Source organism: Sphingomonas sp. PP-CE-1A-559 (genome assembly GCF_004340965.1).
Taxonomy (GTDB): domain Bacteria; phylum Pseudomonadota; class Alphaproteobacteria; order Sphingomonadales; family Sphingomonadaceae; genus Sphingomonas.
This window is the reverse complement of sequence record NZ_SLYA01000002.1, coordinates 581,362-606,207: the sequence shown is the minus strand read 5'-3', so window position 1 is coordinate 606,207 and position 24,846 is coordinate 581,362. Positions and strand designations below refer to the sequence as shown.

Genomic DNA, 24,846 nt, shown 5'->3' with positions numbered 1-24,846 from the left:
TCGACTCCCCTCCCTGGAAGGGAGGGGTTGGGGGTGGGTCGGTTTGAGGCGGGCGCACAGCTAGCCAACCGGCCGACCCACCCCCAGCCCCTCCCTTCCAGGGAGGGGAGCAGAAGTCAGGCCGTGCCCGTCTCCGCCACGAGCAACCGCGGATCCACGCCGGCCTGCGCGAAGGCAAGCGTCCACCGGTCCTCCGCAGCGGTATCGAACAGCAATTCCGTATCGCCGAGCACGTTGAACCACCCCGGCCGCGACAGCTCGCCCTCCAGCTGCCCGCCATCCCAGCCGGCATAGCCGAGCGCGACCACCCACTCCGACGGGCCCTTCCCTTCGGCGATCGCGCGGAGCACGTCGACCGTGCTCGACAGCTTCCACCGCCCGGCGACATCGACCGAGTCCTGCCCGCCCCAATCCGACGAATGCACCACGAACCCGCGCCGTGGCGCGACCGGCCCGCCGAAATGCACCGGTGCGTTGGGGGCGTCGCCCGGCTCGATCCCGAACTGTTCGAGCAGATCGTGAAAACCCAGACCGTCGATCGTCGCGCCGATGCCGATGCCGATCGCGCCATTCTCGTCATGGCTGCACATCGCGATCACCGCGCGGGCGAACCGCGGATCGCTCATCCCCGGCATCGCAAGCAGGAATTGTCCGGAAAGAAAGGGCGTCTTGTCCATGCGTTCGAACATAGCGACGCGGACGATCGCCCGCCACGCTTGAAATACTCGCGCCCGCGTCCAAGGTACGGCGCGCCCGCGACCAACGCGCGGCGACAGGAGATTTCAGATGACGATCAGCGTCGGCGACCGGCTTCCCACCACCAACCTCGTCAAGGCGACCGCAGATGGCCCCGACCAGGTCGATACCGACAGCTTCTTCAAGGGCCGCAAGGTCGCGCTGTTCGCGGTCCCCGGCGCGTTCACCCCGACCTGCTCGGCCAAGCACTTGCCCGGTTTCGTCGAGAAGGAAGCCGAGCTGAAGGCCAAGGGCATCGACGAGGTCGCGTGCGTGTCGGTCAACGACGCGTTCGTAATGGGCGCGTGGGGCAAGTCAGCAGGCGCCGGCGACATCACGCTGCTCGCGGACGGCAATGGTGATTTCGCCAAGGCGATCGGGCTGACGATGGACGGTTCCGGCTTCGGCATGGGGACGCGCAGCCAGCGCTATTCGATGCTGGTCAATGACGGCGTGGTCGAGCAGCTGAACGTCGAGGCTCCCGGCGAGTTCAAGGTGAGCTCGGCCGAGCATCTTCTTAGCAAAATCTGATCATTCCTCCCCGGCACGGGGAGGTGGCAGCCCGTCAGGGCTGACGGAGGGGGCTATCCGCGAACGTACCGCGTGCGGCACGCCCCCTCCACCCTTCGCTTCGCGAACGGTCCCCCTCCCCGCGCCGGGGGGATTTGGTGGTCTTGCCACCGTAACCTGCGCCACCTAACACTGCCCGATGACAATCGCATCCGACCTCGTCGCCGAACTCGACCGCCTCTACCGCGCCTCCGTCGAACGCCTCCAAGCCGCCATGAGCGCCTATATCGCCGACGGTAGGACGCCAGATCCGGCCAGCCGCACCGACGGCTCGTTCGCCTATCCCGAAATCCGGCTGACCTATAAAGGCGGCGTCGACCGGCCCACCCCGCTCCGCTCGTTCGGTCGCCTGGTCAACGCAGGCGAGTACCGCATCAGCGTCACCAAGCCCGCGATCTTCGCCGAATACCTGATCGAACAGCTCACCCTGCTGATCGAGGATTACGACGTCACCGTCGAGGCGGTCGAGGGCCGTCAGGAAATCCCGTTCCCCTATGTGATCGAGCCCGGCCACGCGCTGAGCCTCGACGAGGTCTCCGCGACTGAATTGTCGCGGCATTTCCCCGCCACCGAACTCGCACATATCGGCGACGAGATCGCGGACGGCCTGTGGATCGCGCAGGACGAGACGCGGCCGCTCGCGCTGTTCGACGGTCTGCGCACCGATTTCAGCCTCGCTCGCCTGCGTCATTACATGGGCACGCCGGCCGAGCACGCGCAGCGCTTCGTGCTGTTCACCAACTATCACCGTTACGTCGACGAGTTCGTCCGCTGGGCCGGCACGCAGTTGGGGGAAGGCTCGCGTTTCACCAGCCTGTCGGGTGCGGGCGGGATCACGATCTCGTCGGGTGACGACATCGACAAGATCATCTCCGACAGTGCGTGGCGGCGGCACCAGATGCCCGCCTATCACCTGATGGCGGACGACCGTACCGGAATCACGCTGGTCAATATCGGTGTCGGCCCGTCGAACGCCAAGACGATCTGCGACCATCTTGCGGTCCTCCGCCCCGAGGCATGGCTGATGATTGGCCATTGCGGCGGATTGCGGCCGAGCCAGCGGATCGGCGATTACGTTCTCGCGCACGCGTATCTGCGCGACGACCACGTCCTCGACGACGTCCTGCCGCCCGAAATCCCCATTCCCGCGATCGCCGAAGTCCAGCTTGCGATGGCCAAGGCCGCCGAGATCGTCTCGGGCCAGTCGGGCGAGGAACTCAAGCGCCGCCTCCGCACCGGCACGATCGTCACCACCGACGACCGCAACTGGGAACTCCGCTACTCGAAGTCCGCACTCCGCTTCTCACTCAGCCGCGCGGTTGGCATCGACATGGAATCCGCGACGATCGCTGCGCAGGGCTACCGGTTCCGCGTCCCCTACGGCACGTTGCTCTGCGTTTCGGACAAGCCGCTCCACGGCGAACTCAAGCTGCCCGGCCAGGCCAACCGCTTCTACGAACGCGCGATCAGCGAGCATCTGCGGATCGGGATCGAGACCTGCGAGCAGCTCCGCCTGGAAGGCCCGAAGCTCCACAGCCGCAAGCTCCGCGCGTTCGACGAGCCCCCGTTCCGATAACGTGAGCCGCTAAAAATCGGAGCGGATCGCACGGGAATGCGTTACGCTTCCGGGATCATTGCTGAGGGAAGATAGAAGTGGCCGACACCGACACGCCCGATACGGAAGCAAAGAAGCCCGCCGCCCGCCGCCGCGCGCCGCGCAAGACGAGCGCGCCGAAGGCGGCACCGGCTGCCACGTCGGCTGCCAAGCCGATCGCGTCCAAGCCCGTGCCGGTTGCGGACAAGCCTGTCACCGCCGCGTCGTCGAAGTCAGTGGGCAAGCCGACGCCAAAGCCGCGCTCGACCAAGCGCAGCACGCCCCGCCCGGTGCCTGCACGCAATACGGCCACGCCTGTTCCGATTGCGAAGCCGCCAGAGAAGACCCGTGGCAAATGGGGCGCTGCTGCGATCTTTAGTGGTGTCGCGGTAGCTGGAGCGGCGGTTGGCGCGCTGCTAACTCTGCGTGGCAGCACGCCGAAGTCTCAGACAGCACCCAAACCGAAGGGTACGCACGCGCATCAGGCTGACGGGACGGACTCGTCGAAGTCGTTCGACGCGGGCATCGTCGATCCTGGGACGGTGCCGGAGTAAACATATCCCGACCGAGTACTGAATAGATACTCCACCCCGGCGAAGGCCGGGGTCCAATTGGAACGTCTTGGGTAACGAAGCTCATCGCTCTGTTAGCGGCGTTTCCCAATTGGGCCCCGGCCTTCGCCGGGGTGGGCAAGACGGAAAGTCCCGCCTTTCTCGTTCCCCCGCGGAAGCGGGGGCCCAGCTAAAACCACGGGTGCGTTCGTAACCCTGGGCCCCGCCTTCGCGGGGGAACTAGAAGTTGGAGTAGTCAGGTTTATCCCTCACCACCCAGTCGGCTTCCCCTTGTTCTGCACGTCCAGCCACGCCTTCAACGGCGCGAAATACTCCACCAGCGCCGCGCCCGACATCTCGCGGCTGCCGGTGAACACCTGCAGCGCATCGGGCCAGGGCTTCGACTGCCCCATGCTCAGCATCGCGTTCAGCTTCGTCCCCACCGCCTTGTTGTCGTAGAACGAGCAACGATGCAGCGGCCCCTTCCAGCCCGACTGGTCGCACGCCGCCTTGTAGAACTGGAACTGCAACACCCGCGCCAGGAAGTAGCGCGTGTACGGCACCGCCGCCGGGATGTGGTATTTCGCGCCCGCATCGAACTTGGTCTCGTCGCGTGCGACCGGCGGCTTGATCCCCTGATACTGCAACCGCAACGCGTCCCACGCCGCCTGATACCCAGTCGCCGGGATCTGCCCCGAGAACACGCCCCAGCGCCATTTGTCGATCAGCAACCCGAACGGCAGGAACGCGACCTTGTCCATCGCCTGACGCAGCAGCAACCCGATGTCCTTGTCCGCGCTCGGCACCTTCGCCTGATCGAGCAGCCCGATCTTCACCAGGTAATCCGGCGTGATCGACAGCGCGACGGTATCGCCGATCGCCTCGTGGAAGCCGTCGTTCGCACCGTTCGCGTAGAGGAACGGCTGCGCCTTGTACGCGCGCTGATAGTAATTGTGGCCGAGCTCGTGGTGGATCGTGACGAAGTCGTCGGCGTTCACCTTCGTGCACATCTTGATCCGGATATCGTCCTTGGCGTCGATGTCCCACGCCGACGCATGGCAGATCACGTCGCGGTCGGCAGGCTTGGTGATCTGCGACCGCTTCCAGAACGTCTCCGGCAGCGGCGCGAACCCGAGCGACGAATAGAATCCCTCGCCCTGCTTCACCATCTTCAGCGGATCATAGCCCTTCGCCTTGAGCAGGTCGCCGGTGTCGAACCCCAGATCCCCGGCGCCCTTGGGTGCGACGATGTCGTAGATATTGCCCCATTCCTGCGCCCACATGTTGCCGAGCAGGTCGCTGCGGATCGGCCCGGTCTTCGCCTGCACCTCGTCGCCGTATTTCTCGTTCAGCTTCCACCGCGTGTAGGTGTGGAGCGCCATGTATAGCGGCTCGACCTGCTTCCAGATCGTGTCGGTCAGCGCCGCGAACTGCTCGGGCGTCATGTCGTAGCCCGAGCGCCACAGCGCGCCGACGTTCTTGTAGCCGAGCTCGCGCGCGCCTTCGTTGGAAATCGACGTCATCTTCGCATAATCGCCACGCATCGGCGCGCCGACTTTGTCGTTCCAGCTCGTCCACATCTCAGTCAGCTTGGCGGGATCGCGCACCGAGCCCATCGCCGCCTCGATATCCGACCCGTTGATCGGCTTGCCGTCGAGCGTCCCCATGCCCTTGCCGTAGGACGACGACATCTTGGTGGTGAGCGTCGACAGTTCCTCGGAAGCCCCTGCCCGCGTCGGCGCCGGCAGCGTCAGCCCGCCGCGCAACAGGTCGAGCTTGCGCTTCGTATCGAACGAAAGCCCCGGCAGCGACGCATAGCGCGCGGCGCCAAGCGCATACTTCACCCCGAGATCGGTCATCTCCGCGCCCGACTTCGCCGCCAGCGCATCGGTATCGTCGGTGATGTACGTCGCGTTCACCCACGCCACGCGGTTCGCGTCGAGCGACGCTGCCGCCATCGCCGTCTCCGCCTCGGCAACGAACGCATCGGCCTGCGCGACGGTGGGCTTGCCGGTGGCGGTCGGAGCGACTTGCGCGCCGGCAATGGACGGCACGGCGCACAAAGCTCCAGCCAAAGCGATTATCGAAACAGTGAACCGAACCATCGTCATCCCCTTTTTATGGGGCTGTAATTGCTGGTCCGGCGCGCGACGGTCAACCCACGATGCCGAGCGCAATCCTATCCTTCTTCCGTCATCCTGACGAAAGTCAGGACCCAGAACCAAGGCCGGCAGCGCCAGTAACCCTGGGTCCTGACTTTCGTCAGGATGACGGATTTGAGGCGCGCGGTTTGGTCTTAATCTGCAAGAAAGTCCGCGATCGCCTGGCCGAGTTCGGGCTTCACCACCGCGCTCATATGACCGCCCGGAGTCTCGACATACGTCCCGTTCGGCAATGCCGCCGCCAGGTCCGGTGCCGAACCATTATCCTGATCCTCACCTCCGCACACGACCAACGTCGGCTGCTGGATAGCCTTCACGGACTCGAGCGGCGTATCGACGAACGTCTCGAGGATACCGAGCAACGCGACCGGATCGCCGCCCGTCGTCTTCAGGAACGCCTCCGCCAGCCACTCCGGCGTACCCTGCACATGCTGCCCGAGCTTGGTCAGGATATTGCGGAAATGCCCGGCGCGGCGTGACGTCTGCGTCAGCCCTTCGAGACCCATGCCCGAGAAGATCACCCGCCGCGGCGTCGCGCCCGTCGCCAGCATTCGCGACGTCGTCCGCGCACCCAGCGAATAGCCGCCAAGGTCGTACTCCGTCAGCCCGAGATGCGCGATCAGCGCGTGGCCGTCCTGCGTCAGCGCATCCGCCGGATACGCCTCCAGCCCGTGCGGCTTGGCGCTTTCGCCGTGCGCGCGCAGGTCCGGCATGATTACCCGGAAGCCCTTGGCGGCGATCTTGGCCGCGTGGCCGTAGCGGATCCAGTTGGTCTTCGCATCGGAGAAATAGCCGTGGATCAGCACCACCGGCCGACCGTCGCCGACCTCGCGCCACGCGATCCGCGTGCCGTCGAAGCTCTCGAAAAACTGCGTCTCGCTCGGGGTGCTGGCCACGGTAACATCCTGCATTGTTCGCCGCCAAGTCGTAGCCGCCGCCGCCCAAGTCAACCCGCGCCCTCGTCTTCCGCGGCCTCCAACGTCGAGCGCCCCTGAGCCTCAAACGAAAACGGGCGACCCGAAGGCCGCCCGTTCCCAACTTCGAAAGACAGGATCAGAACTGATACCCGATCCCGCCCGATGCACCGGCACGGCCCTGCGAGTCGTAGGTGCCGCTCAGCTTGACGACCGTGTGGCCATCGCTGAACGCCTTCGACATCCCGACCGCGACCGCCGACTGGCCGGCATAGGTGCCGCCACCCATCGCGATCATCCCCTTGCCCGCTTCATACGCCTGCGGGAGGCCGGCTGCTGCCAGCGCGTTGGAGGTCCCGGCGAAGCTGTCCCGACGGAGGTTGCGCAGATCGAAGTCGAGCGCCGCGATCCGCCCGTCGGTATAGGCGTTCGCCTGCGTCACCGCGGAGTTGATGCCCGAGTTCAGCTGCCCGACATTGACCGCGTCGGTGGTCGAAACGCCCGCCGCGACGTTGCTCAGAACGGTCGCCTGACCGCCTGCGTTGAACGTCACGTTGGTACGCGAAGGACCGTATTGCACCGAGTTGCTACCCAGCGCGAGCGCGCTGTTCGCGGTGCCCTGCGCCGCCGCGACCGCCTGGTTGGTGGTGTAGAGCTGGCCACCGTTCACCGCTTCGGCGGACCCCGCCGCGACCGTACCGGCGGCCACGTTGGCGATCGTCACCGGCGCTGCTGCATTGCCGCCCGCCAGCGTCACGGTGTTGGTCCGCGCGCCGTTCGCGTCGGTGTTGTACGACACCGCGTTCACCGCCGTCAGCGCCAGGGCATAGACCTGCCCGCCATTGACCGCGTCGGTCGAGCCGGCCGCAATCGAGCCGCCAGCGACGTTGTGCAGCCCGACCGGACCGGCCGCCGCACCGACCAGCGTCAGGTCGTTGGTCTTCGTGCCACCGTTCGGCGTGGTGGCGCTGCCGGGGTTGGAGTATTGCACCGGCCCGGTCGCACCGTTGCTGATCTGGTTGCCCAGGTTGGTGATCGCGGTCGTGTTGTTCGCCACCTGCGTGTTGGTCGCCGCGAGCTGCGCGCCGTTGACCGCGTCGGTAGACCCGGCGGCAACGTTGCCGGCGGCGACGTTGGTGATGACCGTCCCGCCGGCACCGCCGAGCGTGATCGAGTTCTTCGTCCCGTTGTCGTACTGGACGGTCGTGGTGCCCAAGGCCGCGACCTGCGCCGCGACGCCTGCGACCTGGCCGACATTGGCGGCATCTGTCGCCGCGGTGCCTGCCGCAACGTTGGTGATCTGCCGAGCGCCACCGGCCGACCCGACCGACACTTCACCGACCGAGTTCTGCAAGCCTGTAAGACCCAGCGCGGCATAGCCAAGCGTACCGCCACGAAGCGCCGAGGATCCGGTGCCGATGGCGACGCTGTTGTCCGCGGTCGCGGTCGCTTCCGGACCGATCGCGATGCTGTCGGTACCGGTCACGACACTGTCGCCGCGGGTCGAGAGAACCCGGAAATACCGGATGCCCGCACCGCCGTTGATCGCACCATCGACCGCGTCGAAGACCGACTGGACGTTGCCATATTGCACCCCGCCGAACCCGATCGAGGCCAGCACGCGGTTGGTCGCCGCGTCGTAGCTCGACAGGCCACCCAGACCCGCCGCGACGGAGGTGCCTAGCCCGACGAGCTGTCCGCCGTTCACCGCTTCGGTCGACCCTGCCGCGAGCGTTCCCGCCGCGACGTTGCCGAGCACGACCGGAGCGGCCCCTGCTCCACCGAAGGTCACGCGCGTCCGGGTCGGATCGTCATACTGCACCGACAGCGCGGCGAGATTGCCGACCTGGCCGGAGACGGTTGCCAGCTGGCCGCCGTTGACCGCATCGGTCGAGCCGGCCGCAACCACGCCGTTGCCGACATTGTGCAAGGCGACGGCACCAGCGGCACCCCCGACGAGCGTCACGTCGTTCGACGGTACGCCGCCATTCGGCGTGGTCGGTGCACCTGCGCTCGAATATTGCAGCGCACCGATCGCGCCATTCGCAATGCTTGTCGTCAGGTTGGTGACGTTGGTGTTGGTCGCGAACAGCTGGCTGCCGTTGACCGCATCGGTCGAGGTCGCACCGAGCGTGCCTGCCGCAACGTTGCCGATCACGACGGGCGCCGCACCGGTCCCGACGCCGCCAAGCGTGATCCGCGAGCGGCCGACATCGTCATACTGGACCGCGAGTGCGGACAGGCCACTGACCTGTCCGGAGACGCTGGCGAGCTGACCACCGTTGACCGCGTCGGTCGATCCCGCCGCGACATTGCCATTCGCGACATTGTGCAATCCGACCGGGCCAGCCGCCGCACCGACCAGCGCGACGTCGTTGCTCGGCACGCCGCCATTGGGCGTGGTCGGCGTCGCGGCGTTGGAATATTGCACCGCGCCGATCCCGCCATTGGCGATGTTGGTCGTGAGGTTGGTGAGCGCGGTGTTGGTGTTGGTGACGTTGGCGTTGGTCGTGAACAGCTGGCTGCCGTTCACCGCCTCGAGCGAGGCGGCGCCCAGCGTCCCCGCCGCGACGTTGCCGAGCACCACAGGTGCCGCACCAGTCCCGCCGAAGGTCACGCGCGACCGGCTGAGATCGTCATACTGCACCGCCAAACCGTTCAGCGTGCCGACCTGCCCCGAGACCAGGGCAAGCTGACCGCCATTGACCGCGTCGGTCGAACCCACCGCGACACTGCCATCCGCGACATTGTGCAGAGCGACCGCGCCGGCGGCACCGCCCACCAACGTCGCATCGTTCGACGGCACGCCACCGTTCGGCGTGGTCGGTGCACCCGCGCTGGAATATTGCAGCGCACCGATCGCACCATTGGCGATGTTGGTCGTCAGGTTGGTGACGTTGGTGTTGGTCGCGAACAGCTGGCTGCCGTTGACCGCGTCGGTCGAAGTCGCGCCGAGCGCACCCGCCGCGACGTTGCCGATCGCCACCGGAGCAGCCCCCGTGCCGAGACCACCCAGCGTGACGCGAGCCCGCGTCGCGTCGTCATACTGGACCGACAGCGCCGCGAGGTTGCCGACCTGGCCGGTCACCGTGGCAAGCTGACCGCCATTCACGGCGTCGGTCGATCCGGTCGCGACAGTGCCATCGGCTACGTTGTGCAGAGCTACCGGTCCTGCCGTTGCACCGACCAGCGCGACGTCGTTGGTCGGAACGCCACCGTTCGGCACGGTCGGCGTCGCCGCGTTCGAATATTGCAGCGCGCCGATCCCGCCATTGGTGATGTTGGTCGTCAGGTTGGTCAGCGCGGTGTTGGTGTTGGTGACGTTGGTGTTCGTCGCGAACAGCTGGCTGCCGTTGACCGCATCGGTCGAGGTCGCACCGAGCGTGCCGGCCGCGACGTTGCCGAGCGCGACGGGCGCTGCACCCGTGCCCACGCCGCCAAGCGTCGCCCGCGTCCGCGTCGCGTCGTCATACTGGACGGCGAGCCCGGCCAGCGTGCCGACCTGATCCGTCACAGTCGACAATTGCCCGCCGTTGACCGCATCGGTCGATCCGGTGGCAACGACGCCATTGGCGACATTGTGCAGCCCGACCGGACCCGCCGCGACACCGACCAGCGCAGCGTCGTTGGAGGGAACGCCACCATTCGGGACGGTCGGCGTCGCGGCGTTGGAATATTGCAGCGCGCCGATCGCGCCGTTGCTGATGTTGGTCGTCAGGTTCGAGACATTGGTGTTGGTCGCGAACAGCTGGCTGCCGTTGACGGCGTCGGTCGATGCCGCGCCGAGCGTGCCTGCCGCAACGTTGCGGAGCGCCACCGCCGGCGCGCCGGTACCGGCTCCCCCCAGCGTCACGCTGGTGCGGGTCGCACCGTCATATTGGACCGCACCGCTTGCGAGCGTGCCGATCTGCGCCTGGACGCCGGTGAGCTGGGCGACGTTGACCGCATCGGTTGCCGCGGTGCCCGCCGCGACGTTGGTGATCTGGCGCTCGCCGCCGACCGCACCGACCGAGACTTCGCCGGCCGAGTTCTGGGGAACAGCGAGCCCGATCGCGGTGTAGCCTGCCAGCGGTCCGCGTGCGGCGACGCTGCCTGCACCGAGCGCGACGCCGTTCGCGCCGGTCGCGATCGCTCCCGTACCCAAAGCGATCGCGCCGGTTGCATTGGCGCCGACCGTCGATCCGGTGCCGAGCGCGATCGAGCCGAGCGCGGTCGCGCTGGTCAGCGCTCTGTTACCGAATGCGATCGAATTTCCCTCTCCTGCAGACGCTTCGGCGCCGGTCGCGCCGAGCCCGGTGATCCGATTGCCGCCGATCGCGATGCCGGCCGGCGTCCGCAACGTGAAACTGTCCGCCTGCGTATCGCAGCGGTCCGCCGGTCCGACGAGCTGTCCGTTGGCGTTGAGCACCTGCAACGTGATGTTGTTGCCCGCCGCCGCATTTGTCAGAAGCGCGGATGCGTTGATGCCGAGCGTCGGCACACCAAGCAGCGGCAGCAACGTGTTGATGCCCCCGGTGATGGGGTTGACCGTGTTCTGGATCGGCGTGACGATTCCGTTGACCACCGGGGTCAGGATATCCGTGACGACCGAGCGTGGCAGGCTGACGCCCGAGCATACGCTGACGATGTTCGGCGTGGCTGTCTGCGCTGAAGCCGCTTGGGTCGCGAACAGCGACGTGGTCGCCAGCCCGATCAGCGAAGCGCCATCGCGCAGGCGGCGCAGCGTGCGGGCAAAGGTGGGCGACTTTGCAGGATGCGAAGCGAACGTCTTGGCGCCAGTCGGCGTCACGGCGTCTCGATCTTGCGGGCGAACAAACGCGTTGGACATCAAACAACCTCCACTGACGACTGCAACAGCAGCCCTGATTTTCCGCATCGTCGAACTCTAGATTCGACTATCGGAACGGGAGGATGTTCACCCCTGTAATACTAACAGTCTGTTACCGTAATAAATAAGCATAAATACGGAACAGACAAAGCAAGTTATCGTTATTCTACACAACTTCAATCCATATCGATCGGAAGATAAAACCGTTCTTGTTGCATAGATCGCGTTTGCGACCAGACTGTTGCTGTATCCGGTATTTTGGATCGTTAATGATCACATCCAAATTGGTCGCTATCCAACCGCCCAAGTAAATTCACCGCGATTTGGTTCGATCGGTGCCTTTCGCCGCTCGCGCTCGTCATCGGACGCGAATCGCAAAACCGCGCCGTCACACGGGGGTGACGACGCGGTTTCGATCGGTCGTTTGGAGCGTGATGGAGGCGCGATGGCCCCGCCCGACTACGCCTTCTGCAGGTGCCGTCGCCCGAGCAGCTCGGCGATCTGCACTGCGTTCAGCGCCGCACCCTTGCGGAGGTTGTCGCTAACGCACCACAAGTTCAGGCCGTTCTCGACGGTCGGATCCTCGCGCACGCGGCTGATGTACGTCGCGAAGTCGCCGACGCACTCGATCGGCGTGATGTAGCCGCCGTCCTCGCGCTTATCGACCAGCATGATGCCGGGCGCCTCGCGGAGTATGTTCTGCGCTTCCTCGGCCGTGATCTCGTTCTCGAACTCGATGTTGATCGCTTCCGAATGACCGACGAACACCGGCACGCGGACGCAGGTCGCGGTGACCTTGATCTTCTTGTCGAGGATCTTTTTGGTCTCGACGACCATCTTCCACTCTTCCTTGGTCGAGCCGTCGTCGAGGAAGCTGTCGATGTGCGGGATCACGTTGAAGGCGATCTGCTTGGTGAACAGCTTGGGCTCGGCCGGATCGCCGACGAAGATGTTGCGGCTCTGCTCGAACAGCTCGTCCATGCCCGCCTTGCCCGCGCCGGAGACCGACTGGTAGGTCGAGACGACCACGCGCAGGATCTTCGCGGCGTCGTGCAACGGCTTCAGCGCGACGACCATCTGCGCGGTCGAGCAGTTCGGGTTGGCGATGATGTTGCGGACCTTGTAGCCGTCGATCGCCTCGGGGTTCACCTCGGGCACGATCAGCGGCACGTCGGGATCCATGCGGTACAGCGACGAATTGTCGATCACCACGCAGCCGGCGGCGGCAGCGATCGGCGCGTAGATCGCCGAACCCTCGGAGCCGATCGCGAACAGCGCCATGTCCCAGCCGTTCCAGTCGAAATGCTCGATGTTCGTGCATTTGATCTGCTTGCCGGTGTCGCCATAGTCGACCATCAACCCCTGGCTGCGCGACGACGCGACGCAGGCGATCTCGTCCGCCGGAAACTCGCGCTCCGCCAGGATGTTGAGGATCTCACGCCCGACATTGCCGGTCGCCCCTGCGACCACCACCCGATAACCCATGTCTTAACTCCGATTGGACTTGGGGCGGGCAGTACCGACGTTGCGCGGCGAGGTCCAACGGCTTTCGACTTGTTGCGCGGATAGGGGGAGTTTTGGGGAGTTGGAGGTTTGGCCGGACTTGGGAGACGGCACCCCTGCCTTCCGTGTTCTCCCGCGAAGGCGGGAGCCCAGTCTGGGCCCCCGCCTTCGCGGGGGAACACGCTTCTTTCCGCTCCACTCCAATAGTAGCACCACCCCGGCGGAGGCCGGGGCCCAATTGGAAAGGTCGCAGTAACAGGGGACCGCGCTCCGTTAGCAACGTTTCCCAATTGGGCCCCGGCCTTCGCCGGGGTGGTGTCGAATGTAAGGTGAGATCCGCTCCCGCGTCAGTCGTGCGTCCTTGCCTGCCAGGTCGCATGCTCGATCCCATGCACCATCGCCAGGTGATCCGTGATCGCATCCAGCTCCTCCGCCGGCACGTTCGTCGCCACAAGAGTCGCCGCGATCTCGACCCGGTCCTCCCCCCGCTCGGTCACGTCCAGCTCCGCCACCTGCAACTGCGCAGCTTCCAGATGCTCGACCACCAGATCGCCGATCGGCCCCGCATCCCCCGCCGCAACCGTCACCATCACGCTGTAGGTGGCCTCGATCGTGCGCCCCTCGGTCGGAATCCGGTTGATCCCGTCGACCAGCGGCCGCAGCGCGGTGTTTGCCAGCAGCACGACGAACGTCAGCAACCCCGCCTCCGCGATCATGTCGCTCCCCGCGCACGACCCCACCGCCGCCGAGCACCACAAGGTCGCCGCGGTGTTCAGCCCGCGGACGTTCATCCCCTCCTTCATGATCACGCCCGCACCGAGGAAGCCAATCCCCGACACGACATAGGCGATGATCCGGATCGACTCGACGTCCCCGCCCAGCCGCTGCCCGAGATCGACGAACGCCGCCGAACCGAGCGCGACCAGCGTATTCGTCCGCAACCCCGCGGTGCGCTGGCGATATTGCCGCTCCGCCCCGATCAGCGTCCCGAACACGAACGCGGCGATATAGCTCACCACCGTGTCGAGGAACGGCCACAGGTGAAACGTCTCGACGAACCGCACCGGCTTTACTTCACCGGCGCCGCAGCCGCGTCGGGCACCGGCTTGTCCTTCACCGTCCGGTCGAGGAAGTTCAGGATCGTCCCCCAGACATGCTCGCTGATCCCCGGCCCCGCCACGCGGTGCGTGTAGCCGGGGTAGAACATCATCTCGAACGGCGTCGCGGTCGCCTGCATCCGCGCGGCCACCTTGGTCGAATTGTCGAGGAACACATTGTCGTCCGCCATGCCGTGGATCAGCAGCAACGGATCGACGATGCGGTTCGCCTCCTCGACCGCCGCCGACGTCGCATAGCTCGCCGGGTCCTTCGCCGGATCGCCGAGATAGCGCTCGGTATAATGCGTGTCGTACAACTGCCAGTCGGTGACCGGCGCGCCCGAGACCGCGGCCGCATACACGCCCGGCGTCTTCTCCAGCATCTTCAGCGACATATAACCGCCGTACGACCAGCCATAGGTCGCGATCTTGCTCGGTTCGACGAACGGCAGCGATTTCAGGTAGTTCGCGCCCGATAGCTGGTCCTCGACCTCGACCGTGCCCATCGCGTGATAGATCTGGTCCTCGAACGCCTTGCCGCGGTTATACGAGCCGCGATTGTCGATCTTGAAGTAAATCCACCCACGATCGACGAGGTATTGCGGCAGCGCACCCTGCCAGCCACGCGTCACGACCTGACCGGTACCTGGTCCGCCGTAATGCTCGAAGAACACCGGGTATTTTTTGCCGGGCTCCAGCGGCGGCGTGATCATCTCGTAATGGAGCGTCATGCCGTTCTTGGCCTTCAGCGTCCCGAACTTGGTCTCCTGATGGCTCGACAGATACGGGTAGTAAGGATGCCCCTCGACGACGGCATTCTCGTTGATCCACGAGAGCCGCTTGCCGGTCGCATCCGCCAGATACACCTGCGTCGGCTGTTTCGGGTTCGAGCGCGAGATGATGAACCGGCTCGCGGCCGCGTCCATCGTCGCGCTGTTCCACCAGCCTGCTTCGGTCAACTTGGTGATCACGTTCGGCTTGGCGACGTCGACCGAATAGAGCTGCTGCTCGAGCACGTCGTCCTTGTTGCCGAGGAAAAACAACCGCCCCTTGGTTTCATCGACGCCGACCAGATCGGTGACGACCCAGTCGCCCTTGGTCAGCTGCGTCCACTTGCCCGACGCGAACCGGTAGAGCTGGCCGTAGCCGCTCCGTTCCGACCGCCAGATCAGGCTGCCGTCCTTGAGCACGCGATACGCGTCGGAGAGGTTGAGCCAACTCTTCACGCCCGACTTCTCGGTGAACAGCACCGTGGACTTGCCCGTCGCCGGATCGACGCGCAGCATTTCCAGCAGTTTCTGGTCGCGGCTCTGGCGCTGCACCAGCAGCATTCGGCCATCGGGCGTCCAGTCGACGCGCGCCAGATAGATGTCCGGGTTGGTGCCGAGATCGACCTTCACCTGACCCGAGCCGTCCGGCTTCATGATATACAAGTCGACCAGCACGTTCGGCGTGCCAGCCGCCGGATAGCGCTGTTCGTAGACCTTGGTCCCGGTCGCGCCGATCGACGCGCGCGTCGCGGTATGGACCGGTGCCTCGTCGAAACGCTCCACCGCGACGTACTGTTCGTCGGGCGACCACCAATAGCCGGTGTCGCGGTGCATTTCCTCCTGCGCGACGAACTCCGCCTCGCCGAAGTGGACCGTGCCGCCGCCGCCTGTCGTCACCGCGCGCGCGTCGCCGCCGGCGAGCGGCTGCACGAAGACGTTCTGGTCGCGGACGAACGAGACGAAGCTGCCCTTGGGACTCACCACCGGGTTCAGCTCGCCGCCGGGGGTGTTGGTAAGCCGCTTCACCTTGCCGTCGAGGCCCGCGAGATACAGGTCACCGTCGAGCGGCACGAGGATCGACTTGCCATCGGGCGCCCAGTCATACGCGACGATGCCCTTCTGCCCGCCGATCCGCGCCCGCTCGCGCTGCATCTTTTCGGCCTCGGTCAGTTCGGCGCCGCTGCCGACGGTCTTCGAATCGACCAGCATCCGCGCTTGGCCCGTCGCGGTATCGACGGCCCAGAGATCGAAGCGCTCCTTCTCGTCGGCGCGGTTGCGGAGGGACGTCAGCAGCGTGCCGTCGGGCGAAAGGCGCACCGCTTTAGGCTGCGATCCCGACAGGTCCGGATTGCCGAACACGCGCGCCATCGTCAGGTCGCCGGGCTTGGCGGCTTCGACCGGCCGGATGGGCGCAGGCGCGGGCGTGGCAGGCGCTGCCGGCGGGGTCACCTGATCAGCAGCCATCGCGGCAGTTCCGACCGAAGCGAGTGCAAGCCCGAGCAACCATGTGCGCATCCTGTAGTCTCCGTGGGATCATCCCGCCGGATACCGCCCGACGGACCCGAAAATGTTCGGTCGCGCGTTATCGCGGCGGCATGGCCCGGCGTAAAGGGCGCATCGTGATGCCGAGCGAGCCGAAACGACCTCGACGCGCATCATCGTCATTTCCCTCCAACACGGCATAATGAACGCCGCGTATACTTCGTCTTTACGTCCTTCGTTTATGGCAAGCGGGACATCGTCGCGGATCGAGCTTTCCGTGGTGCAGCACGGCCGGGGAATGATGGTTTCGAACGCGGGCATACAAGGCGGGGAGCCGAGTGAGCGGAGCGCATGGGATGCGCTCGTCGCCCTCGCCGACGCGGACGGCAGCGCAGCGCATCCGCATCACGCGCGCCTGATCGCCGGCGGCCCGGGCCAGCGCAACCTCTCCGACGCGGTCCACGCGCTGTGCGCGGTCCACGGCGACCATCCCGGCCTGATCGTCGACGTGCTCACCCGCGCGATCCAGCCCGAGGCATCGGACTGGCTCGCCGCCGCCGCCAGTGGCTTCGCGGACGAGCGCACCTATCTCGCACAGCTCACCGCCGCGGTCGGCCCCCTACCCTCGACCCCCGGCCAGGCGGAGAGCGAGTCGGCACTGGTCGGCGAACGTCATGCGCTCGAAATGCTCGCCCGCTCGGAGCGTCGCGGATGTGCGACCGGGGCGGTGGCTGCGCTGCTCCATGACTGGCGCGCGATCCGCCGCGTCCTCGACGTCGCCGCCGACCGGTTCGGGGTAGCAGTTTCCCCGATCACCCTTCCGTCCGATACCGACACCGCCGCGCTCGTCGCGGAACTCGGTGCATCGCCCGGCTGCCAGCGCGCGATCCTGTTCGGCGCGCAGCAACTTTTCGCGCAGCACCGCGGCCTGTGGTCGTTGCTCGAAGCGCGATCGAGTGCCCGCGGCGACCTGTAACCGGCTTGCGCTGACCAACGCTTCCCCTCTATCCATACCCGGTATTCAGAACCGGACGGGACATCGCATGAAGCGCTTCGAGGGCACCCAGAGCTACGTCGCGACCGACGATTTGAAAGTCGCGGTCAACGCCGCCGTGACGCTGCGCCGCCCGCTGCTGATCAAGGGCGAGCCCGGCACCGGCAAGACCGTGCTGGCCTACGAGATCGCCAAGGCGCTCGGCGCGCCGCTGATCGAGTGGAACATCAAGTCGACCACCAAGGCGCAACAGGGGCTGTACGAGTACGACGCGGTCGCTCGCCTGCGCGATGGCCAGCTCGGCGATGCGCGCGTCCACGACATCGGCAACTATATCCGCAAGGGCAAGCTTTGGGAGGCGTTCACGCAACCCGCGCCGCCCGTCCTGCTGATCGACGAGATCGACAAGGCCGATATCGAGTTTCCCAACGACCTGTTGCAGGAACTCGATCGGATGGAATTCCACGTCTACGAGACCAAGGAAACGGTGCGCGCGGTCGAGCGCCCGATCGTCATCATCACCAGCAATAACGAGAAGGAACTGCCCGACGCGTTCCTGCGCCGGTGTTTCTTCCACTATATCAAGTTCCCCGATCGCCAGACCATGCAGGCGATCGTCGACGTCCACTTCCCCGGCATCCAGAAGATCCTCGTCAGCAAGGCGATGGACCTGTTCTACGACGTCCGCGACGTGCCCGGCCTGAAGAAGAAGCCGTCCACCAGCGAGCTGCTCGACTGGCTCAAGCTGTTGCTCCACGAGGACATGCCGCTCGACATCCTCCAGAACCGCGACCCGACCAAGGCGATCCCGCCCTTGCACGGTGCCCTGCTGAAGAACGAGCAGGACGTCATGCTGTTCGAACGCCTCGCCTTCATGGCGAAGCGGCAGAAGAACCAGGGGTAAGCTATCGAGGAACCGGCGGCCGCGGATGAGCACCGCCGCCGGTCCGATAGTTCGAGCGTTACGTGACGTTCGGACCCGTCGGGATATAGTCCAGCGCCAGATGCGGCAGCGAGATCGGGCTGCGGAAGTTGAAGCGATTCACCGTCGCTGGATCGGGGATGTGCAACTTCTTGCCGAGCGTCACGAAATACCACGCCGGCGACGCTCCGCTGATCGCGATGAACGAACCGGGTGCCAGCGACAACGCCTTCGGCATGTTGTCGACGATGTAATCGCTGTTGACGATCCCGTTCCAGTCCTTGAACACGCTATTGAAGGTTGCGGGATCCGGGATCCAGTGAAGCTGGCCCCACATCACCAGATAGACTGCCCCGCTGGTGTGCGATGTAACGCGCAATCCGTCATACTGCTTCCAGTCTACAACGTTGGCCAGCAGTGCTTCTGCCGCAACTGCATCGATTGTATCGCTGATATCGACCGACATGATCACAATCCTTTTATGGTGAAACCGTGATCACTCAGTCGGACAAGCGAAGTATTCCGATCGGGGAACCACCTAGTCTCTTTGAACGCAAATCCCGGGATCGGTCCGTCGATACGCGACCACTTCGGAGTTATTGCACGACGCCGCAGTTTTCGTGGCCCGTGTTCGAGAACTATACGTATTTGAATCAACAGGATCGACGTCACCGTCCGTTCAGCTATTCCGCGCCATTGTGACCGCAATTCGTCGAGACGGTCACGGCGATCGGCGAGCAGATCGCGGCGAAGTCCCACGGATTAGATATTGATGCACATTAACCATCTGCGGCAACAATAATGCCATACCTGTCCGGCAAGGTGACGGCATGAGATTGTATGCTTTCCGTCGTTGGGCGCCGGCACTGCTGGCAATCGGCATGGCCGCCCCCGCATCCGCCTCTCTGCTCGACTATGTCGGCCAGTGCGTCCCCTTCGCCCGCGCCGCGTCGGGTATCCAGATCTACGGCAACGCCTGGACCTGGTGGGAGCAGGCCGACGGCAAGTACGAACGCACGCACAAGCCCAAGGAAGGCGCCGTCATCGTCTTCGCTAAGACCCCGCGCCTGCCGTTCGGCCATGTCGCCGTCGTCAGCCGGGTGGTCGAGAAGCGCGTCGTCATGCTCACCCACGCCAACTGGTCACGCCAGAACGGCGAGCGCGGCCATGCCGAACAAGACGTCACGCTGTTCGACGTCTCGCGCAACAACGACTGGAGCGACGTGAAGGTCTGGTACAAGGACGTCGACGGCCTCGGCGGCGGGGTGTATCCGGTGTACGGCTTCATCTACGGTCACGCGCATGCGGCTGCTGAATTAACGAGCCGGAACCCCGATTATGTGGGCGCGCTGATCGACGCCTATGTGCCCGTAAGCGGCGAACCCATTGCCCGCTGAACACCCCCTTCCCCCTAACTTTCCCCCCTCCCTGGAAGGGAGGGGTCGGGGGTGGGTCGGCCCGCTTTAGTCGCAACCGTGCCGGGATACTGAAACCTACCCACCCCCAGCCCCTCCCTTCCAGGGAGGGGAGCCAGAAGAGCCGCGCGCTTCAATACTAAGCCCAAATACTAAGCATTGCCGCCACCCTCGAAACCGTGCCACCACCGTATCCGAAAAGACGGCGAGGATAGTGATGCGGTTCAAGGCTCTTACGACGATCACCCTTGCGCTGCTCACAACGTCCGCGCTGGCGCAGAAGGAAAAGTCCCCGCCCCCCGGTGGCGACATCCCCGCCAAGTTCGTCCCCGCCAATTCGAGCTTCGATTTCGACCGCCGCGAGGTCGACATCCCGATGCGGGACGGCGTCACGCTCCACGCGGTCATCGTCCAGCGCAAGGGCGTCACCGACGCGCCGATCCTGCTCCAGCGCACCCCCTACAACGCCGAGAGCGTCGCCAGCCGATCCTCCAGCCCCAGCGGTGCGATGAACCTCCGCGCGTCCGACGCGATGTTCTTCGACGCCGGCTACATCCGCGTGTTCGAAGACGTCCGCGGCAAGAACGGCTCGAACGGCGCCTATATCAACGAACGCCCGCTGATCGGCCCGCTCAACAAGACGAAAGTCGATCACTCCACCGACGCCTACGACACGATCGACTGGCTCGTGAAGAATCTCAAGAACAGCAACGGCCGCGTCGGCATCATCGGTGGCAGCTACGACGGCATGATGGCCGCGATGGCGCTCGTGAACCCGCATCCTGCGCTGAAAGCCGCCGTCCCGATGAACCCGGTGATCAACACCTGGAAGGGCGACGACGACTTCCACGGCGGCGCGTTCCGCCAGATCGGCTACGACTATTACTACACGCAGGACGCGGCGAAGGGCGAAGCCGGCGACCTCTGGCGCGACGCGTACGACGATTACGACACTTTCCTGCGCGCCGGTTCCGCCAGCGCGTTCGTGAAAAGTCGCGGGCTGGAGCAGTTGCCCTTCGTCAACCGCCTCCACGATCACCCGACCTACGACGCATTCTGGCAAGGCCAAGCACTCGAGACGATCCTGCCGAAGCAGCCGCAGACCGTGCAGACGCTATGGGTCGCCAGCCAATGGGACCAGGAGGATATCTACGGCGCGGTCGCAGCCTACGAAGCCGTGTCGAAGATCGACCCCAACCACGTCAACCACCTCGCGCTCGGCCCCTGGGCGCATGGCGGCGCGAACGGCGATGGCTCGACGCTCGGCGCGATCCGCTTCGACGCCGACACCGCGCTCTGGTTCCGCAAGAACGTCCTGCTCCCGTTCCTGAACGGCGCACTGAAGACCGGCGCCCAGCCCGCACCGCTCGCCCCCGTCACCGCGTTCCAGACCGGCACCAACCAGTGGCAGACGCTCGCCGGTTGGCCGAACGCGTCCGCTACGCAGAAACTCTATTTCCAGCCCGCCAGCGGCCTCGGCGCCACCGCCCCCGCGCAGGACGGCCACGACGACTATATCTCCGACCCCGCCAAGCCGATCCCGTACCGCCTGCGCCCGATCCGCCCGACCTACGCGACCGGTTCGACCTGGCGGCAATGGCTGGTCGACGACCAGCGCCCCTTCTCCGATCGCACCGACGTGCTGACCTACCAGACGCCCCCGCTCACCAGCTCGGTCGCGATCGCCGGCGCCCCCGTCGCCGACCTGATCGCCAGCACCACCGGCACCGACGGCGATTTCGTCGTGAAGCTGATCGACGTCTACCCGGCGGAGTATTCCGACAAGCCCGAGATGGGCGGCTACCAACTCGCCGTCTCGATGGACATCTTGCGCGGGCGCTACCGAGATAGCTTCGAGAGGCCGACCCCGATCGTCGCCGGCCAACCGACGCATTTCCGCGTCGTGCTACCCAACGCCAGCCACGTCTTCCTCCCCGGCCACCGCATCATGGTCCAGGTCCAGTCGAGCTGGTTCCCGCTCTACGACCGCAACCCGCAGACCTACGTCGCCAACATCTTCGACGCGAAGCCCGCCGACTACCGCAAGGCGACGATCAGCGTCTTCCACTCGGCCGCCCAGCCCAGCGCGATCGAACTGCCGATCGCGGCTACCAAGTGAGGACATGATCCTGTGTTCCTGAACTTCCTCGACGAACTCCGCAGCGCCGGCATCCCCGCCAGCCTGAAAGAGCACCTCATCCTCCTGGAGGCGCTCGACGCAGAGGTGATCGAGCGGACGCCCGAGGATTTCTACTACCTCTCCCGCGCGGTGTACGTGAAGGATGAGGGGCTGCTCGACAAGTTCGACCAGGTCTTCGCCAAGGTCTTCCGCGGCCTCGCCACCAGCTACGGCACGCCCGCTGGCGACGTCCCCGAGGACTGGCTGAAGGCGGTCGCCGAGAAATTCCTGACCCCCGAGGAGATGGCCGCGATCAAGTCGCTCGGCTCGTGGGACGAGATCATGGAGACGCTCAAGAAACGTCTCGAGGAGCAGAAGGAACGCCATCAGGGCGGCAGCAAATGGGTCGGCACCGGCGGCACCTCGCCCTATGGCAACGGCGGCTACAACCCCGAAGGCGTCCGCATCGGCGGCGAGAGCACGCACAAGCGCGCGCTGAAAGTCTGGGACCAGCGCGAGTTCCGCAACCTCGACAACACCAAGGAACTCGGCACCCGCAACATCAAGGTCGCGCTTCGCCGCCTGCGCCGCTTCGCCCGCGACGGCGCCGCCGACGAACTCGACATCGACGGCACGATCGCCGGCACCGCGAGGCAAGGCTATCTCGACATCGTCATGCGTGCCGAGCGCCGCAACGCGGTGAAATTGCTGCTGTTCCTCGACGTCGGCGGCTCGATGGACCCGTTCGTCAAGCTCTGCGAGGAACTGTTCTCCGCCGCGACCACCGAGTTCAAGAACCTCGAATTCTTCTACTTCCACAATTGCCCGTACGAGGGGGTGTGGAAGGACAACACGCGGCGCTTCGCCGAGCGCACGCCGATGTGGGACGTGCTCCACAAATACGGCCACGACTATAAACTGATCTTCGTCGGCGACGCGTCGATGAGCCCGTACGAGATCACCCATCCCGGCGGTTCGGTCGAGCATTTCAACGAGGAGCCGGGCGCGGTCTGGATGCAGCGGCTGACGAATACCTATCCGGCGGCAGCGTGGCTCAACCCGGTGCCGGAGGCGCAATGGGGCTACTCGGAGTCGGTGCGGATCATCCGCGAGCTAATGACCGACCGGATGTACCCGCTGAGCTTGGCCGGGCTCGACGATGCGATGCGCGAGTTGACGCGGAAACGATGAAGTTGGCACGGTAGTTGGCTGACCGTAACGGAACCGTCACGGACGCGATCGGTTTACCGGGTATTATTCCCTTCCCAAAGGAACGCCCGATGTCGTCGATCCCCAACTCCGCCATGCCGCACGCCAAGGTCCATCACGACGACGACCACAAGCCGAAGGCTGAGGCGAAGAAGACTGCCACGACCAGCGACTGGGTTGAGGACGCGACCGATGCAGCAAAGGCTGGGCTCGCGACGGCCACGGATGCGGTGAAGTCGCACCCGAAGACCGCGATCGCGGTTGGCGCGACGGTAATCGCGGGGATTGCCGCAGCGATCGCAGCGCCGGCGTTGCTGGCGAAGGAAGCGGACAAGAAGGCACCGACGCCGGCCGATCCCAAGCCTGGCAAGGGCAAGAAGGGCAAGGCCGACTAAGTTTGGGGCTTTGTGATGCCGGACTCATTCCGGCATCATGGCTCTGACGCTCGGGCTTGGTGTGCATTGAGCAAGTCAGCCCCGCCAAGAAAACCACCACCCCGGCGAAGGCCGGGGTCCAATCGGGGGACGCCGCTGACTGAGCGCGCGCTTCGTTACGACAACCTTTCCAATTGGGCCCCGGCCTCCGCCGGGGTGGTAGAAGGTGAAGTGCGGTTACCGTAACGGGTGGCAGTAATACGAACCGCCCGCCCCTCCTTGTTCTCCCGCGAAGGCGGGAGCCCAGACTGGGCTCCCGCCTTCGCGGGAGAACAAGCTTTACTCCAGTTTCGGTAGTATTGGCCCAGCCGCCACCCCTCAAACCCGATCCACAACCCCACCAGCCATCGCCACTGGCACCCCAGTCGTCCCCGGAAAACTAATCGCCAGCCCCTTCAGCGTCCGCACCGCCATATACGCGAATCCCTCGGCCTCCAGCGCATCGCCGTTCCACCCGAGCACGTCGGTAGGCTCCACCACCAACCCGGTCCGCGCGGCGATCATCGCCAGCATCGTCGGATTATGCCGACCACCCCCCGCCACCAGCAACCGAACCGGTCGAGCCGGCAGATGCCGCAAAGCCTCCGCCACCGTCGCGGCCGTAAACGCGGTCAAAGTCGCCGCCCCATCCGCGGCAGACAGCCCCCGCGCCGGCTGGATCGTAAAATCATTGCGGTCCAAAGACTTCGGCGGAAGCGCATCGAAAAACGGGTGATCGAGCATCGCCGTCAACACGGTCTCGTCGACCCGCCCCGACGCCGCCAACGCCCCCCCGGCATCATACCGAGCGCCCGTCTCCGCCTCGACCCAGCTATCGATCAGCCCATTCGCCGGCCCGGTATCGAACGCCACCAGCCCATCGCGATCCGCCATCTGCGCCCGCTCCGGCGACATCTCGCGCGAATCATGCATGTCCCGCCCGCCGGGAATGAAGGTGATGTTCCCCACCCCACCGAGGTTCAGCACCGCGACCGGCCCCTCCAGCCTCGCCGCCAGCGCCGCGTGATACACCGGCAGCAACGGCGCGCCCTGCCCGCCCGCCGCGACGTCCGCCGACCGAAAATCCGATACCGTCGTGATCCCGGTAGCGCGCGCCACTGCAGCCCCATCGCCGATCTGCCACGTCCAGCGCCGATCCGGCCGATGCGCGATCGTCTGCCCGTGAAAGCCGATCACATCGACCTCCGCCGCCGCAACCCCCGCATCCGCCAGCAACTTGTGCACCGCAAACACGTGCGCGCGCGTAATCAGTTCACCCGCCGCAACCACCGGCGGACTAGCGCGCGGCTTGTCGAACGTCAGCGCCATCCGCGTAGCTTCCGCCAGCTGCGCCCGCGCCGCATCCGAATACGGCTCGCCACGAAACGCGATCGGTCGCACGAACGCCTCGCCGTCGGTCTCGATCAACGCCGCGTCGATCCCGTCGAGCGACGTCCCCGACATTAGTCCAATCGCCAGCATATCGGTTCCTTCCCGCGCAATCCGCCCATCCATGGCCGAAGCAAATTCGCCCGCCTAGAAAAAACCGAACTTTGCGCCTATGTGCG

General features: G+C 65.5%; 18 protein-coding genes. 9 read left to right on the top strand and 9 right to left on the bottom strand.

Annotated elements, in window-relative coordinates; translation table 11 throughout:
• Window positions 1-116: 116 nt before the first annotated feature.
• Entirely contained in the window at window positions 117-677 is a 561-nt protein-coding gene (locus tag C8J42_RS08295; protein WP_133019615.1) for a YqgE/AlgH family protein, read from the bottom strand.
• 109 nt (window positions 678-786) lie between these two features.
• Between C8J42_RS08295 and C8J42_RS08290 the strand changes: the two genes are divergently transcribed.
• From C8J42_RS08290 to C8J42_RS08280, 3 genes are all read left to right on the top strand, one after another.
• Window positions 787-1,266 (top strand): peroxiredoxin, encoded by a 480-nt coding sequence (locus C8J42_RS08290; RefSeq protein ID WP_133019614.1) that lies wholly within the window; start codon window positions 787-789, stop codon window positions 1,264-1,266.
• Window positions 1,267-1,444: 178 nt separating this feature from the next.
• Window positions 1,445-2,881 (top strand): AMP nucleosidase, encoded by a 1,437-nt coding sequence (locus C8J42_RS08285; protein WP_133019613.1) that lies wholly within the window; start codon window positions 1,445-1,447, stop codon window positions 2,879-2,881.
• Window positions 2,882-2,958: 77 nt separating this feature from the next.
• Window positions 2,959-3,453 (top strand): hypothetical protein, encoded by a 495-nt coding sequence (locus C8J42_RS08280; RefSeq protein ID WP_133019612.1) that lies wholly within the window; start codon window positions 2,959-2,961, stop codon window positions 3,451-3,453.
• Between the two features lie 266 nt (window positions 3,454-3,719).
• On the opposite strand, the gene C8J42_RS08275 is transcribed toward C8J42_RS08280, so the two are convergent.
• The 6 genes from C8J42_RS08275 to C8J42_RS08250 all read right to left on the bottom strand — a co-directional run bounded on the left by C8J42_RS08275 (window position 3,720) and on the right by C8J42_RS08250 (window position 16,239).
• On the bottom strand, window positions 3,720-5,555 hold the full coding sequence (locus C8J42_RS08275; protein ID WP_133019611.1) for a M2 family metallopeptidase: 1,836 nt from the start codon (window positions 5,553-5,555) through the stop codon (window positions 3,720-3,722).
• Between the two features lie 191 nt (window positions 5,556-5,746).
• Window positions 5,747-6,508, bottom strand: coding sequence for an alpha/beta fold hydrolase (locus tag C8J42_RS08270; protein ID WP_133019610.1), 762 nt, complete (start codon window positions 6,506-6,508; stop codon window positions 5,747-5,749).
• Between the two features lie 157 nt (window positions 6,509-6,665).
• Window positions 6,666-11,354: a YadA-like family protein gene (locus C8J42_RS08265; protein ID WP_165895458.1), complete on the bottom strand. Its 4,689-nt coding sequence runs from the start codon at window positions 11,352-11,354 to the stop codon at window positions 6,666-6,668.
• Between the two features lie 459 nt (window positions 11,355-11,813).
• Window positions 11,814-12,839, bottom strand: coding sequence for an aspartate-semialdehyde dehydrogenase (locus C8J42_RS08260; protein WP_107954835.1), 1,026 nt, complete (start codon window positions 12,837-12,839; stop codon window positions 11,814-11,816).
• 365 nt (window positions 12,840-13,204) lie between these two features.
• Window positions 13,205-13,921: an MgtC/SapB family protein gene (locus C8J42_RS08255; protein ID WP_133019608.1), complete on the bottom strand. Its 717-nt coding sequence runs from the start codon at window positions 13,919-13,921 to the stop codon at window positions 13,205-13,207.
• Window positions 13,922-13,926: 5 nt separating this feature from the next.
• Entirely contained in the window at window positions 13,927-16,239 is a 2,313-nt protein-coding gene (locus tag C8J42_RS08250; RefSeq protein ID WP_133019607.1) for a S9 family peptidase, read from the bottom strand.
• Window positions 16,240-16,507: 268 nt separating this feature from the next.
• Between C8J42_RS08250 and C8J42_RS08245 the strand changes: the two genes are divergently transcribed.
• Together C8J42_RS08245 and C8J42_RS08240 are read left to right on the top strand one after the other, a co-directional pair.
• Window positions 16,508-17,182, top strand: coding sequence for a hypothetical protein (locus C8J42_RS08245; protein ID WP_133019961.1), 675 nt, complete (start codon window positions 16,508-16,510; stop codon window positions 17,180-17,182).
• Window positions 17,183-17,249: 67 nt separating this feature from the next.
• Complete coding sequence (locus C8J42_RS08240) at window positions 17,250-18,104, top strand: MoxR family ATPase (RefSeq protein ID WP_060525606.1); 855 nt, start codon at window positions 17,250-17,252, stop codon at window positions 18,102-18,104.
• 58 nt (window positions 18,105-18,162) lie between these two features.
• Here C8J42_RS08240 and C8J42_RS08235 read toward each other — a convergent pair whose 3' ends face one another.
• A complete protein-coding gene (locus tag C8J42_RS08235) occupies window positions 18,163-18,588 on the bottom strand; it encodes a hypothetical protein (protein WP_056482165.1) in 426 nt (141 codons plus the stop codon).
• Window positions 18,589-18,952: 364 nt separating this feature from the next.
• Between C8J42_RS08235 and C8J42_RS08230 the strand changes: the two genes are divergently transcribed.
• From C8J42_RS08230 to C8J42_RS08215, 4 genes are all read left to right on the top strand, one after another.
• Complete coding sequence (locus C8J42_RS08230) at window positions 18,953-19,519, top strand: CHAP domain-containing protein (protein ID WP_056482168.1); 567 nt, start codon at window positions 18,953-18,955, stop codon at window positions 19,517-19,519.
• A gap of 235 nt (window positions 19,520-19,754) precedes the next feature.
• Window positions 19,755-21,656 (top strand): CocE/NonD family hydrolase, encoded by a 1,902-nt coding sequence (locus tag C8J42_RS08225; protein ID WP_133019606.1) that lies wholly within the window; start codon window positions 19,755-19,757, stop codon window positions 21,654-21,656.
• A gap of 12 nt (window positions 21,657-21,668) precedes the next feature.
• The gene (locus C8J42_RS08220; RefSeq protein ID WP_133019605.1) at window positions 21,669-22,847 is read left to right on the top strand and encodes a VWA domain-containing protein; all 1,179 of its coding nucleotides are present in this window, start codon (window positions 21,669-21,671) and stop codon (window positions 22,845-22,847) included.
• Between the two features lie 89 nt (window positions 22,848-22,936).
• Window positions 22,937-23,260, top strand: a complete 324-nt coding sequence (locus tag C8J42_RS08215; protein ID WP_133019604.1) for a hypothetical protein — start codon at window positions 22,937-22,939, stop codon at window positions 23,258-23,260.
• Between the two features lie 357 nt (window positions 23,261-23,617).
• On the opposite strand, the gene C8J42_RS08210 is transcribed toward C8J42_RS08215, so the two are convergent.
• Complete coding sequence (locus C8J42_RS08210) at window positions 23,618-24,760, bottom strand: anhydro-N-acetylmuramic acid kinase (RefSeq protein WP_133019603.1); 1,143 nt, start codon at window positions 24,758-24,760, stop codon at window positions 23,618-23,620.
• Between the last annotated feature and the right edge of the window lie 86 nt (window positions 24,761-24,846).

Excerpts from the sequence above, each read along its gene's own strand:
- C8J42_RS08240 (WP_060525606.1), top strand. The coding sequence starts at position 17,250 with ATGAAGCGCTTCGAGGGCACCCAGAGCTACGTCGCGACCGACGATTTG.
- C8J42_RS08245 (WP_133019961.1), top strand. The coding sequence starts at position 16,508 with ATGGTTTCGAACGCGGGCATACAAGGCGGGGAGCCGAGTGAGCGGAGC.
- C8J42_RS08265 (WP_165895458.1), bottom strand. The coding sequence starts at position 11,354 with ATGTCCAACGCGTTTGTTCGCCCGCAAGATCGAGACGCCGTGACGCCG.
- C8J42_RS08285 (WP_133019613.1), top strand. The coding sequence starts at position 1,445 with ATGACAATCGCATCCGACCTCGTCGCCGAACTCGACCGCCTCTACCGC.
- C8J42_RS08230 (WP_056482168.1), top strand. The coding sequence starts at position 18,953 with ATGAGATTGTATGCTTTCCGTCGTTGGGCGCCGGCACTGCTGGCAATC.
- C8J42_RS08235 (WP_056482165.1), bottom strand. The coding sequence starts at position 18,588 with ATGTCGGTCGATATCAGCGATACAATCGATGCAGTTGCGGCAGAAGCA.
- C8J42_RS08215 (WP_133019604.1), top strand. The coding sequence starts at position 22,937 with ATGTCGTCGATCCCCAACTCCGCCATGCCGCACGCCAAGGTCCATCAC.
- C8J42_RS08295 (WP_133019615.1), bottom strand. The coding sequence starts at position 677 with ATGGACAAGACGCCCTTTCTTTCCGGACAATTCCTGCTTGCGATGCCG.
- C8J42_RS08260 (WP_107954835.1), bottom strand. The coding sequence starts at position 12,839 with ATGGGTTATCGGGTGGTGGTCGCAGGGGCGACCGGCAATGTCGGGCGT.
- C8J42_RS08210 (WP_133019603.1), bottom strand. The coding sequence starts at position 24,760 with ATGCTGGCGATTGGACTAATGTCGGGGACGTCGCTCGACGGGATCGAC.
- C8J42_RS08250 (WP_133019607.1), bottom strand. The coding sequence starts at position 16,239 with ATGCGCACATGGTTGCTCGGGCTTGCACTCGCTTCGGTCGGAACTGCC.
- C8J42_RS08290 (WP_133019614.1), top strand. The coding sequence starts at position 787 with ATGACGATCAGCGTCGGCGACCGGCTTCCCACCACCAACCTCGTCAAG.
- C8J42_RS08225 (WP_133019606.1), top strand. The coding sequence starts at position 19,755 with ATGCGGTTCAAGGCTCTTACGACGATCACCCTTGCGCTGCTCACAACG.
- C8J42_RS08275 (WP_133019611.1), bottom strand. The coding sequence starts at position 5,555 with ATGGTTCGGTTCACTGTTTCGATAATCGCTTTGGCTGGAGCTTTGTGC.